Here is a 12,032-nt window from a genome sequence, read left to right as displayed (position 1 = left end):
GGCTGGTCCGAGGCCACCTTCATGGTGGCCGTTACCGCGGCCGCCATCGACCGGGTCCTGGCGCGGGCGCTCGGCCCGCGCGGCGCGGTGGATCTGGCGCTGGCCTTTCACGCGCGCGGCGACGCGGCGATGCTCGATCTGCTGTCGGCGGCGCATCTCGACGGTATGCGGTTCAGCGACAAGATCGCGCTCGCGGTGCGCTTCCGGCTCGAGGCGGTCCCGGACAGGGAGGCGGTGCGCCGGGGCGTGACCCTCTTTGCCCTGCCGCAGCACGCCGCCGCCGGCGCACGCGCGATCTGGGAAACCTGCGACCTGATCTGGACCACGCTGGGCGATACGTCGCGCGATGTGAACTGGTACACCAAGCGCGCCACGCTCTCGGCGGTCTATTCCTCCACCGTGCTCTACTGGCTCGGCGACGACAGCCCCGGGCACGATGCGACCTGGGCCTTTCTAGACCGGCGGATCGACGACGTGATGCGCTTCGAGGGGGCCAAGGCAAAGATCCGCCGCAACCCGCTGCTCAAACCCCTGCTTGCCGGGCCGGAATGGCTGGCCGGTCAGATCCGCGCGCCAAAGGACAGGCGCGGCGATCTTCCCGGCTCGGTGGGTGGCGGTTAGATCACCAGGCTCAATGTCACGCCATGCAGCGCGCCGAGGGCGAGGGCGCCCCAGACCAGCGGATTGCGCGGCAAGGCCAGGGCGCAGAACAGCGACCAGATGATCTGTACCGGCAGCAGCCCCAGAAGCACGGCCATGGCGGTTTCGTCATGGCCGGTGGGCCAGGCGTAAAGCCCCAGCGCGCTGAGCAGGGCGAGGGTGAGCAAGAGGCTCCCGAGCATCCGGCGCGATGGGGAGACCGGGCCCAGAACTGTACGGAAGGCCGGATGTCCCCGCAGGGCCACCCAGCCCAGCGGCAGGGTCACGGCGACATTGGCGCCCAGCGACAGATACAGCATCAACGGAAACATGGGCTGGCACATTACCGGATCGGGGACCGGCGGCAAGCGGCAGCGCTCTCTCGCCCCGTGGAAAATTTCGGTGTATGTCGGGGGCAAATCGTACAGGGCGCGGGGCCGCGCCAAGCAGGAAGGATGACCAGATGAGCGAAACCATGCGAGCCGTCGAGATCAGCGAGCCGGGCGGGCCGGAGGTTCTGAAACTGGCCGAGCGCCCGGTGCCGGTGCCGGGCCACGGGCAGGTGGTGATCAAGGTGGCCTATGCCGGGGTCAACCGCCCCGACGCGCTGCAACGCGCCGGCGCCTATGCGCCGCCGCCGGGGGCAAGTGACCTGCCGGGGCTGGAGGCCTCGGGCGAGGTGGTGGCGCTGGGCGACGGGGTCACGGAATGGAGCGTCGGGGACCAGGTCTGCGCGCTGCTGCCCGGCGGCGGTTATGCCGAGTTTGTCGCCACCCCCGCCGCCCATTGCCTGCGCCTGCCCGAGGGGATGGACCTGAAGCAGGCCGCCTGCCTGCCCGAGACCTATTTCACCGTCTGGACCAATGTCTTCGCCCGCGGCGGGCTGACCGGCGGTGAGCGGTTCCTCGTGCATGGCGGCACCTCCGGCATCGGCACCACGGCGATCCAGTTGGCCAACATCTTCGGCGCGCGGGTCTTTGCCACCGCCGGATCGGCCGAGAAATGCAGGGTTTGCACCGATCTGGGTGCGGAACGCGCGATCAACTACCGCGACGAGGATTTCGTCGAGGTGCTGCGCGCGGCGGGTGGCGCCGACCTGATCCTCGACATGGTGGGCGGCGATTACATCCCGCGCAACGTGCGGGCGCTGGCCGATGACGGGCGGCTGGTGCAGATCGCCTTTCTGACCGGGCCGAAGGTGGAGCTGAACTTTGCCCAGGTGATGGCGCGGCGGCTGACGATCACCGGCTCGACCCTGCGGCCGCAGAGCGACCTGGCGAAGGCGCGGATCGCGCAGGACCTGGCCGAGAAGGTCTGGCCACTCTTGGACGCGGGCCGCGTCGCCCCGGTGATGGACAGCGAGTTCCCGCTGGAGGAGGCCGCCGCCGCCCATGCCCGGCTGGAGAGCGCGGGCCATATCGGCAAGGTGGTGCTGAAGGTCGCGTGAGGGGAGCGCCCTCCCGGGGGGAGGGTCGGGCGCTGCCCGGCCTTGCAGCCGGGCATCCTATTCCGTCTGGTGCGCTCTCATTCCACCGCGCGGCGGTAGAAATGCCAGGTCGCGTGGCCCAGCACCGGCAGGATCACGACAAGCCCCAGCAGCAACGGCAGCGCCCCGAGCACCAGCGCGGTGCCGATCAGCGCGCCCCAGCTCAGCACCACGCGCGGGTTCTCGCGCAGCAGCCGGGCCGAGGTCGCCACCGCCACCGGCACGCCCACGTCACGCTCCAGCAGTAGCGGGAAGGACACCACGCTGATCGCCAGCGCCGCCAGCGCGAAACAGCCCCCCACGAGGGTTCCGGCGATGGCCATGGTCCAGCCCGACGGGGTGGTCGCCACCTCGCGCAGGAAGCCGGGGATCGAGGCCGGTGCCCCGGGTCCCATGGTCCAGCCGTGGATCGCATGCGCCGCGATCATCCAGCCGACGAAAAGCGCCGCCAGGTAGACCCCGAGCACCAGCACCGCGCCGAAGCGTGGGCTGCGCACCACGCCCAGCCCGTCGAGCCAACTGGCGCTCTGACCCGCCTCGCGCCGCCGGCTGATCTCGTAGAGGCCGACCGCCGCCACCGGCCCCAGCAGGGCAAAGCCCATGACCAGCGGCAACAGCAGCGGCAAGAGTTGCATGTGCAGCGCGAATCCCACCAGCACCAGCCCGGCGACCGGGTAGACCAGCACCAGGAACATCACGTCCGTCCGCCCGGCAAGGAAATCGTGCCAGCCGGCACGCAGGGCGTGGCCGATATCCGCGATCTCCAGCTTGCGGATCTGCGGAACCCCGGCGGCGTGATCGCCGCCCAGCTGCTCTGTCGTCGCGCCCAGATGCCGCCCCGCCGCGCCGAGGTTGCGCGCGGTCCAGGACAGCGGGTTTCCGATTGTCTGTGCCATTTCTCATCCTCCATGGCGATGCTCTGCGCCGTGGACCCGGACCCTGGCCTGATGTCGCCGACGGCCAGACCGGACGGCAACGTGCGCGCCTATCCTAGCACAAAAAAGCGGTGCCGGTGCTCACGCCTTCGGGAGGGGGGCCTGTGCCGGGGCGCAGGCGACCACCGGCGGCACGGCCCCGGAGCCCTGACTTCGCCCGGCAACGCCTCTGTTCCGGTTTTTCTTTGTCCCGTGGCGGGTTTGGCATAGGCTTGACCCTAGGGAAGGGCACCCGCGCGATGGGCGTCGGGGCTCCGCCCAGGGGGGAAGGATGGAAATGAAACAGGTGACACTCGCCGTGGTGGCGTTGATTGCCGCAGCAGGTTCTCTGCCGGCGCAGGAGCTTGAACAATGGGGCACCGCAGGGGGCTGGGACGTGCTGATCGACCCCAGCCTGGGCGACGGCTGCCTGATCCAGGCGGCCTATCAGGATGGATCGCTGGTGCGCATCGGGTTCGACCGGACCGAGGGCAGCGGTTATATCACCGCCTTCAACGAGGCCTGGGGCGAGATTGAGGAGGGCGCGGAATACGACATCTGGTTCGATCTCGACGGCCAGCAGTACGACGGTGTCGCCACCGGCATCTACCTCGCCGGGGTGCCGGGCGCGGATATCTATTTCGACAACGCCGACTTTCTGTTCGACATCGCGCAGAAATACACGCTGACACTCTATCACGATGGCGGCGAGGTCATGGCGATCGACCTCGGCGGCACTTATGTCGGGCTGGAGGCCGTGCTGGAGTGTCAGGACGACATGGGCTGATCCCGGTCTTGCGGCGCCCGACCGGCGCCGGGCGTTGACCTGAATCAATCACGGCAGCCGCGCGCCAATCTAGGATGCCCGAAAAGCGAGGTTGCCATGAACCGTTTGCGGATCCTTCTTTGCGCCGTCGTCCTGATGGGGTCGCCGCTGGCGGCACAACAGTTGACCGATGTTCCGGGGGCCGCCGACCCCGAAGGTCTGCCCCGGATAGAGGGCGCCGCGATTATCGGCTATGATCAGTCGGGCTTTGACTCCTTCGACCTTCCGATCGGCCCGGTCAGCTATGGCGGGGCCGAACAGCTGCGCAGCGTCGAGGGCCCGCGGACCCGGATCATCTATGCGGTGCCCGGCGACCGGTCGCCGCTCGAGGTGATCCGGAATTACCAGGCCGAACTGGACGATCAGGGCTTTGAGGCGGTTTATGCCTGCGCCAAACGCGACTGCGGCCCGGTTTCGGCCATGGTCCGCCATTTCTATCCGCTGGACGGGCGGCTTGAGAACATGGGTCGGATCACCCGCAACGCCTTCTCGTCGCCGCGCGACGACCAGCAATACTTATCCGCCAGAAACCCCGAGACCGGGCGCGTGGTGTCTGTCTATGTCGCGTTCGAGACCTTCGATCTGCACCCCGAGACCGAGGGCAAGGTTCTGGTCCTTCTCGATGTGATCGAGGCCGCGCCGTTGCAGCGGCGGATGGAAACGGTGACCGCCGAACAGATGGCCGGCGCGCTGGGGACCGAGGGCCGGGTGTCGCTGTACGGCATCCTGTTCGAGTATGACAGCGACCGGCTGACGTCGGCCTCCGACCCGACGCTGGCCGAGATCGCGGCTCTGACCCAGGGCAATCCGGCGCTGACGCTGTTCGTGGTGGGCCACACCGACATGACCGGCGGTTTCGACTACAACATGGATCTGTCGCGCCGCCGCGCGGCGGCCGTGGTGGCGGCGTTGACCGGGCGATTCGGCGTCGCGGTGGGCCGACTGCAGCCCGCCGGCGTCGGCCCGCTGTCGCCGGTGGCCGACAACGCCACCGACGACGGGCGGGCGCTGAACCGGCGGGTCGAACTGGTGCGGCGATGAGGGTTGCACGGCGTCTCTTCCCGGTCGTTTTGGGCACGCTGTTGCTGGCGGGAATGGGACGGGCTCCGACAGGAGACGCGATGCCCTCGGCCTGTGATGTCCTGCGGGCGCTCCCGGCCGATGACCTGACCGGGCAGAGCCTGGAGTATCGGACCACGCAGGACCGCGCGGATGCTGACATGCGGATGAGCATGTGCACCGCAGTTGGCGGCGATGACCTGCCCGCGGTCACGTTACTGCTGCGTCAGGACCTCTCTGCGGCCGGGCCGCAACCGGCGTCGGCGGCGCGCGAACGGATGATCGCGGACCTGACCGACAGCTTTGGCCACGCCCCCGCGGTCGAGCTTGCGGAGATCGGCGAGGCGGCGCTCTGGGTCGAGGAGATCGGGCAACTGACGGTATGGTATCGCGCCGGGCGGGTGATGCTGATCGTCACCGCTGGCGGGATCGGCCCCAAGGCGGACGAGGACCTGGCAAAGCGGGTCGCGCGCGGGATCGTCGCGCGCTTTCCCTGACCCGCCGCCACGGCGGGCCGGGTGCGGCGCCGTGGGATCGTTTGTCGGGTCCGGCCTTACCGCACCGGCGCGAAGACGGCGTCCTTCAGCGGGCAGTCGGCGATCGTGTCACGGCCGCAGGGCACCGGTTTCAGATCGCGCGAGAGACACAGCCGCGCCTCGTGGATATGGTGGTCCTTGCAGGTGATGGTCAGCATGTCCCGGGACCACTCCGGGTTGGCCTTGAGAAACGCCTGTTCCACCACGCTGGCGGGCAGTTTCACCTCGCGGTCCAGCTTGCGAAAGATTTCGGGCCGGTTCACTGCCGCGTAGGCGCGGCGCGACAGGGCGAAATAGTCGCGCGCCGAGAGGCCGGAACAGGTGCCGTGTTTCTTCCACTGGTGCCAGGCCAGGCCGGGGCTGCCCATGATATCGGCCATCTCCGCCGTCATGCCACGGGTGGGCGGTGCCTCGACCGTGCGGCAAAAGGCGGGCCAGCCGCGATGGTACTGCGGCCAGAGCCCGTGCAGCACCCAGCCGTGATCATGGCGCGGGTGGCACTGGTCCGATCGGCGCGCGTCACCCTCGGTGGCGCACCAGTTCGGCGACCAGCTCAGGCTGAGCACGTAATAGTCGAATTCACCGGCCTTTTCGCCGTCGGCCAGCGCGGGGAGGGCAAAAAGGCAGGTCAGCAGCCACAGGGCGATCCAGCGCATTCACTCTTTCCTTATGCGATCCGCGCCACTATATAGGCGCCAAGTTCCCCGACAATGGTAACTCGTTCCGGACCCTCCGGGACCGCCGATTTCAGGCGACGGGGAAGTTTTGTTTGAAGGAGATGTACACATGGCAAAACCCCTTATGGCGAAAGCAACCGCCGTGTGGCTGGTGGACAACACGACGATCAGCTTCAAGCAGATCGCCGATTTCGTCGGCATGCACGAGCTGGAGATCCAGGGTATCGCCGACGGCGACGTCGCCACCGGGGTCAAGGGTTTCGATCCGGTTGCCAACAACCAGCTGACCCAGGACGAGATCGACAACGCCGAGAAGAACCCGCTGTACCAGCTCAAGCTGAAGTTCAACCCGGCCGCCCAGGGCGAGGAAAAGCGGCGCGGCCCGCGCTACACGCCGCTGTCCAAGCGGCAGGACCGCCCGGCGTCGATCCTGTGGCTGGTCAAGTTCCACCCGGAGCTGACCGACGGTCAGGTCTCCAAGCTGGTCGGCACCACCAAGCCGACAATCCAGGCGATCCGCGAGCGGACCCACTGGAACATCTCCAACATCCAGCCGATCGACCCGGTGGCATTGGGGCTGTGCAAGCAGTCCGAGCTTGACGCCGCGGTGCAGAAGGCCGCCGCCAAGAAGGCCGCCGACGGCGTGGTGATGAGTGACGACGAGCGCCGCAAGCTGGTCAGCACCGAGCAGTCGCTGGGAATGGAGGCCGAACCCAAGATTCCGACCGCGATCGAGGGGCTGGAAACCTTTACCCTGTCGGGTTCGGACGACAGGCCGGACCGTTCCGACGCGGTGCCGGACGCCGACAGCTTCTTCAACCTGCCGGATGCAGATGAGGACGACGAGGACGACGAGGACGGGCGCGATCCGCGCTTCTGACCACGGGCTGACGGGTCGGGGCGGTCAGCCCCGCCGGGCCCGCCATCGCAGCCAGGGGATCAGCCCGAACCCCAGCTGCCCGGCCAGCCCAAGCCCGCCGTGCGGGCTGGCAAGCGCCGCCAGGTAGGCGTCTGGCGCCTGACCGAACGCCAGCGCGGCCAGCACCATCTCCGCCGCCAGCAGCAGCACCAGGGCGACACCGCCCATGGCCAGCCGCGTCCGCGCGCCGGCCAGCGCCGCGCGCCCCCGCGTGAGCCGCCCGGCAACGATCCAGGACAGCCCCAGCATCACCGGCAATTCCAGCGCCACGGCGACAAAGGGGCCGAGTGCCGGGACAAGGAGCAACGTGCGGATCGTGCCCAGCCCGAAACCGCAGGCGAAAAGGATCAGGAAATAAAGGGTGCCCGCACGAAATGCGGGGGCGGCGGCGGGCCGGTGCATGGCGCCCCTAAAGCTCCTTGCGGGCGCGCAGCGCCGCGCTGATGGTGCCGTCGTCGAGATAGTCCAGCTCGCCCCCGATCGGCACCCCCTGCGCCAGCGTGGTCAGCCTGACCCGCCCCTCCAGCTGGTCGGCGATGTAATGGGCGGTGGTCTGCCCCTCCACCGTGGCGTTCAGCGCCAGGATCACCTCGGAAATCTGCTCCGAGGCGATCCGGTCGATCAGCCGGGGAATGCGCAACTCCTCCGGCCCGACCGAATCCAGCGCCGAGAGCGTGCCGCCGAGCACGTGATAGCGGCCCTTGAACACGCCCGACCGTTCCATCGCCCAGAGGTCGGCGACATCCTCGACCACGCAAAGCTCGCCGGTGGCGCGCTTTTCGCTGGTGCAGATGTCGCAGATGTCGCTGGTGCCGACGTTGCCGCAATTGAGGCATTCGCGCGCGGTGGCAGCGACCGTCTGCATCGCGTCGGCCAGCGGCGTCAGCAGCAGCGCTCGTTTGCGGATCAGGTGCAGCACCGCGCGCCGGGCCGAGCGCGGCCCGAGCCCCGGCAGCCTGGCCATCAGGTCGATCAGGGCCTCGATTTCGCCGGTGGAACTCACGCGCGGTGCCGCCCGTTCAGGTCAAGCCGCCGTTCAGAACGGCAGCTTGATGTCCTTGGGCAGGCCCATGCTTTCGGTCAGGCTGGCCATCTCCTGCTGCGCCTTTTCCGCCGCCTTGGTCTGGGCGTCCTTCACGGCGGCAAGGATCAGATCCTCGACCACCTCCTTGTCGTCGCCGTTGAAGATCGACGGGTCGATGTCAAGCCCGGTCAGCTCGCCCTTGGCGGTGGCGGTGGCCTTGACCAGCCCGGCGCCGGATTCGCCGGTGACGGTCAGATTGGAGAGCTCCTCCTGCATCTGCGCCATCTTGGTCTGCAGTTCCTGTGCGGATTTCATCATCTTGGCCATGTCACCAAGTCCGCCCAAACCTTTCAGCATCGCTGTCTCCTTTTTGGGGAAGGCTTCTGTTGGCCCCTAGATACGGGCGGTGGCGGGTTCGCACAAGGCCGTGGTCACCGGGCGTTTTGCTCCAACCCTGAACCGGGCGCGATAGACGCCGGGGGTCAGCCCGGTGCAGCCCTTGAAGGCGCGCGAAAAGGCCGAGGCATCGCGGTAGCCGACGGCCCAGGCGACCTCGGCGGTGCTGTCCGCGCTGCGCTCCAGCGCGCCGCGCGCCTTTTCCACCCGAAGCCGTTGCAGGTAGGCCGCCGGGGTCAGGCCGGTCGCGGCCTGGAACCGGCGCAGCAGGCTGCGTTCGCTCAGCCCGGCATGGGTGGCGAGGGCGGTAACGCCCAGCGGTTCGGCATAACCGGTATCAATTCGCCGCTGGACCCGCAGCACGGCGGCGTCGCCGTGGTCGCGCGGCGGGCGAAAGCCCGAGTAATGGCGCTGCTCGCGCCCGGCAGGATCGACCAGCAGGTGCCGCGCCAGGCGCGAAACCATGTCGGGGCCGAACCACAGGCCGGTCAGGTGCAGCCCGAGGTCGAGCCAGGCCATCAGCCCGCCGGCAGTTACGATGTCCAGATCGTCGATGAGGATATGTTCCGGTTGCAGGTCGACCAGCGGAAAACAGGCGCGAAACGCCGGTTCCAGCGCCCAGTGCGTGGTGGCGGGGCGATTGTCCAGCAGCCCCGCGTGGCCCAGCCAGAACGCCCCGGCACAGACCGAGGCGGCCAGCGCGCCGGTGGCGTGCTGCGCTCTGGCCCAGTGGCACAGAGGGTGGTCGGGGTGCGGCCGGGTCGGCTCCAGCGAGGGCGGGAAGAGGAGGGCATCGAAGGACCCCTCCGGCAGGTGGTCCTCCGAGACGGTGACGATTTCGACCCCTGGCAAGCTGTCCTCGCCGCGCGCCAGCCGGGGCAGCAGGGCAAAGAGGTCGGCCAGCCCCTCCAGCGCCGCGCGCTGCGCGCCGGGATAGGCGACAAGCGCGAGGCGGATCGGGGTGTTTGGCGGTTTCTGCATGTGAATTGTCATAACCGCCAATGTTCCGCCCGGTCAAGATCGGGCAGTTTGGGCCGGATTTTGTACGAAACGTGAAAGGACCGAACCAATGACAAAACACGCGCTGATCCTGGTGGACATCCAGAACGATTATTTCGAGGGCGGTCTCTGGCCGGTGTCAAAGATGGCGGCGGTCGCGGCGAATGCCGCCCGGCTGCTGGCGGCGGCGCGGGCGGCGGGCGAGTTGGTGATCCATGTGCGGCACCAGATGCCATCGGAGCAGGCGCCGTTCTTTCGCCCCGGCAGCGACGGCGCCGCGATCAACCCGGCGGTCGCGCCGCAGGGCGGCGAGGCGGTGATCACCAAGGCCCGCCCCAACAGCTTTCACGGCACCGACCTGCTGGAGCGGCTGCAAGGGGCGGGCGTCGAGGCGGTGACGATCTGCGGCGCAATGAGCCAGATGTGCATCGACGCAACCACCCGGGCGGCGGTGGATCACGGCCTTGCGGTGACGGTGGTCGAGGATGCCTGCGGTGCGAAAGAGGCCGCGTTCGGAGGGGTGACGCTGAGCGCCGAACAGGTGCACGCGGCCTTCATGGCGCCCCTGGCGATGAGCTATGCCAAGGTGATGACGACGGATGAGGTTCTGGCGGGGTAGGGGGACAGGTGCGGGAAGGACAGGAAAGCGGAGAGACCGGCGCCCGGAATAGTAGCCGGGCGCGACTCCGCGGTAACGGGGTTTTCGCTCTGTCGCGTTCGGGTGATTTGCCGCGAAAATCAGCCGTCCTCGAACGGATCCCATTCGTCCTCGACCTCGGGCAGCGCCTCGGCCTCGGCGTTGGCGGCGATCTGCTCCTGCGTGCGGATCCCGGTGATCTTCGCCTGCGGGAACCGGGCCAGCACCGCCTGCACCATCGGGTGGTCGCTGGCCTCGGCGCGCAGGGCGTTCTCGGCGGCGTCGCGCTCTTCCGCGATGGTGGGGCTGCCGCCCTCGTTCACCAGGGTCACCGCCCAGCGATTGCCGGTCCAGGATTGCAGCCGCTGGCCCAGTTGCTGGGCCAGGTCGCGGGCGGCATCGGGGGCGGGTTCGAATTCGATCCGGCCGGGCTGGTAGCTGACCAGACGCACCCCGGTCTCCACCTCGATCAGCAGCTTGCCGTCGCGGTTGGCGCGGATCAGCTCGACCACGTGGTGAAACGTGGGATAGCGGGCCAGCGATTGCGCCACTTCCTGCGCCAGTGCGGCCTGCGGCGCACCGCGTGGGGCGCCGCCCGAGCTGACCGTGCGGCCCTGAACCGGGGCCGCGCCGCCCCGCGCCATCGGGGCACCGCCCGCGCGCGCACCACCGCCGGGGCCGCCGCCGGGGCCGCCAGCGGGGGGCTGGGGCGACGGGGCGTTGTTCAGCTTGTTCAGCAGTTCCTCGGGGCTGGGCAGATCGGCCACATGGGTCAGCCGGATCACCGCCATCTCGGCGGCCATCATCGCGTTGGGGGCGGCGGCGACCTCTTCCATCGCCTTCAACAGCATCTGCCACATCCGGCTGAGCACCCGCATCGGCAGCGCCCCGGCCATGGCCTGTCCGCGGGCGCGTTCGTCGGGCGAGACGGTGGGATCCTCGGCGGCGTCCGGGGTGATCTTGACCACGGAAATCCAGTGGGTGATCTCGGCCAGGTCGCGCAGCACCGCCATCGGGTCGGCGCCCTCGGCGTATTGCGACGACAGTTCGGCCAGCGCGCCGGCGGCGTCGCCCCTCAGGATCAGGTCGAGCAGGTCGAGCACCCGGCCGCGGTCGGCCAGCCCGAGCATGGCGCGGACCTGCTCGGCGGTGGTCTCGCCGGCGCCGTGGGAAATCGCCTGATCGAGCAGCGAGGTGGCATCGCGCGCCGAGCCCTCGGCGGCGCGGGTGATCAGCGCCAGCGCGTCCTCGGCGATCTCGGCGCCCTCGGCATCGGCGATGCGGCGCAGCAGCGCGATCTGATCCTCGGGCTCGATCCGGCGCAGGTCGAATCGCTGGCAGCGCGACAGCACGGTGACCGGCACCTTGCGGATCTCGGTGGTGGCGAAGATGAATTTCACATGCTCGGGGGGTTCCTCGAGCGTCTTGAGCAGCGCGTTGAAGGCGCTGGTCGAGAGCATGTGGACCTCGTCGATGATGTAGATCTTGTAGCGGGCGCTGGCGGCGCGGTAGCGCACCGAATCGATGATCTCGCGGATGTCGCCGACGCCGGTGCGGCTGGCGGCGTCCATCTCCATCACGTCGACATTGCGCCCCTCCATGATCGCGCGGCAATGTTCGCACTGGCCGCAGGGTTCGGTCGTCGGCCCGCCGGTGCCGTCCGGGCCGATGCAGTTCATGCCCTTGGCGATGATTCGCGCGGTGGTGGTTTTCCCGGTGCCGCGGATGCCTGTCATGATGAAGGCCTGCGCGATTCGGTCGGCGGCGAAGGCGTTTTTCAGCGTCCGCACCATCGCCTCCTGGCCGACCAGGTCGGCAAAGGTCTCGGGGCGGTACTTGCGGGCGAGAACCTGATAGGCGGGGCTGTCGGACAAGGGGGCTACCTGCGCGTGGAAGGGGGGGTGTGCGCCCCGAACCTAT

The 12,032-nt window shown here is 68.8% G+C and carries 15 protein-coding genes; 7 read left to right on the top strand and 8 right to left on the bottom strand.

All coding sequences use genetic code 11. The features are described 5' to 3' along the window. On the top strand, nt 1–621 hold a 621-nt coding region (locus P1U75_RS14230; RefSeq protein WP_300244634.1), incomplete at its 5' end, for a COQ9 family protein. Here P1U75_RS14230 and P1U75_RS14225 read toward each other — a convergent pair. Continuing rightward, nucleotides 618–971, bottom strand: coding sequence for a hypothetical protein (locus tag P1U75_RS14225; protein WP_300244633.1), 354 nt, complete (start codon nt 969–971; stop codon nt 618–620). The two genes, P1U75_RS14230 and P1U75_RS14225, sit on opposite strands and share 4 nt — an antisense overlap. Nucleotides 972–1,102: 131 nt before the next feature. Between P1U75_RS14225 and P1U75_RS14220 the strand changes: the two genes are divergently transcribed. Beyond that, entirely contained in the window at nt 1,103–2,086 is a 984-nt protein-coding gene (locus P1U75_RS14220) for an NAD(P)H-quinone oxidoreductase (RefSeq protein WP_300244631.1), read from the top strand. 77 nt (nt 2,087–2,163) lie between these two features. Here the strand turns inward: P1U75_RS14220 and P1U75_RS14215 are convergent, their stop codons facing one another. Further along, entirely contained in the window at nt 2,164–3,021 is an 858-nt protein-coding gene (locus tag P1U75_RS14215) for a DUF2189 domain-containing protein (protein WP_300244629.1), read from the bottom strand. 316 nt (nt 3,022–3,337) lie between these two features. Between P1U75_RS14215 and P1U75_RS14210 the strand changes: the two genes are divergently transcribed. The 3 genes from P1U75_RS14210 to P1U75_RS14200 all read left to right on the top strand — a co-directional run bounded on the left by P1U75_RS14210 (nt 3,338) and on the right by P1U75_RS14200 (nt 5,421). Beyond that, nucleotides 3,338–3,826 carry a hypothetical protein gene (locus tag P1U75_RS14210; protein ID WP_300244628.1) on the top strand — a complete coding sequence of 163 codons (489 nt, stop codon included), beginning with the start codon at nt 3,338–3,340 and terminating at the stop codon, nt 3,824–3,826. Nucleotides 3,827–3,922: 96 nt separating this feature from the next. Next, nucleotides 3,923–4,906: an OmpA family protein gene (locus tag P1U75_RS14205; protein WP_300244627.1), complete on the top strand. Its 984-nt coding sequence runs from the start codon at nt 3,923–3,925 to the stop codon at nt 4,904–4,906. 80 nt (nt 4,907–4,986) lie between these two features. After that, nucleotides 4,987–5,421, top strand: coding sequence for a hypothetical protein (locus tag P1U75_RS14200; protein WP_300244626.1), 435 nt, complete (start codon nt 4,987–4,989; stop codon nt 5,419–5,421). A gap of 56 nt (nt 5,422–5,477) precedes the next feature. Here the strand turns inward: P1U75_RS14200 and P1U75_RS14195 are convergent, their stop codons facing one another. Further along, entirely contained in the window at nt 5,478–6,116 is a 639-nt protein-coding gene (locus P1U75_RS14195; protein WP_300244625.1) for a ribonuclease T2, read from the bottom strand. Nucleotides 6,117–6,246: 130 nt separating this feature from the next. Between P1U75_RS14195 and P1U75_RS14190 the strand changes: the two genes are divergently transcribed. Beyond that, nucleotides 6,247–7,017 (top strand): cell cycle transcriptional regulator TrcR, encoded by a 771-nt coding sequence (locus P1U75_RS14190; RefSeq protein ID WP_300244624.1) that lies wholly within the window; start codon nt 6,247–6,249, stop codon nt 7,015–7,017. A 24-nt stretch (nt 7,018–7,041) separates the two neighbouring features. Here P1U75_RS14190 and P1U75_RS14185 read toward each other — a convergent pair whose 3' ends face one another. Genes P1U75_RS14185 through P1U75_RS14170 form a run of 4 tightly spaced genes read right to left on the bottom strand, consistent with a single transcriptional unit; the run spans nt 7,042 to nt 9,457 of the window. After that, nucleotides 7,042–7,458, bottom strand: coding sequence for a hypothetical protein (locus P1U75_RS14185; RefSeq protein WP_300244623.1), 417 nt, complete (start codon nt 7,456–7,458; stop codon nt 7,042–7,044). 7 nt (nt 7,459–7,465) lie between these two features. Next, complete coding sequence (recR, locus tag P1U75_RS14180; protein WP_300244622.1) at nt 7,466–8,059, bottom strand: recombination mediator RecR; 594 nt, start codon at nt 8,057–8,059, stop codon at nt 7,466–7,468. 33 nt (nt 8,060–8,092) lie between these two features. Continuing rightward, complete coding sequence (locus P1U75_RS14175; protein ID WP_300244608.1) at nt 8,093–8,437, bottom strand: YbaB/EbfC family nucleoid-associated protein; 345 nt, start codon at nt 8,435–8,437, stop codon at nt 8,093–8,095. Between the two features lie 36 nt (nt 8,438–8,473). Further along, the gene (locus tag P1U75_RS14170) at nt 8,474–9,457 is read right to left on the bottom strand and encodes a helix-turn-helix domain-containing protein (protein WP_300244606.1); all 984 of its coding nucleotides are present in this window, start codon (nt 9,455–9,457) and stop codon (nt 8,474–8,476) included. An 88-nt stretch (nt 9,458–9,545) separates the two neighbouring features. Here P1U75_RS14170 and P1U75_RS14165 point away from each other — a divergent pair, with 88 nt between their 5' ends. Beyond that, nucleotides 9,546–10,094 (top strand): cysteine hydrolase family protein, encoded by a 549-nt coding sequence (locus P1U75_RS14165; RefSeq protein ID WP_300244603.1) that lies wholly within the window; start codon nt 9,546–9,548, stop codon nt 10,092–10,094. Between the two features lie 119 nt (nt 10,095–10,213). On the opposite strand, the gene P1U75_RS14160 is transcribed toward P1U75_RS14165, so the two are convergent. Further along, on the bottom strand, nt 10,214–11,986 hold the full coding sequence (locus tag P1U75_RS14160; RefSeq protein WP_300244600.1) for a DNA polymerase III subunit gamma/tau: 1,773 nt from the start codon (nt 11,984–11,986) through the stop codon (nt 10,214–10,216). Between the last annotated feature and the right edge of the window lie 46 nt (nt 11,987–12,032).

This window comes from Antarcticimicrobium sp., from assembly GCF_029212575.1.
Lineage (GTDB): Bacteria > Pseudomonadota > Alphaproteobacteria > Rhodobacterales > Rhodobacteraceae > Antarcticimicrobium.
Note: the sequence above shows the minus strand (reverse complement) of the source record. Positions and strands in the feature narration are given on the sequence as shown.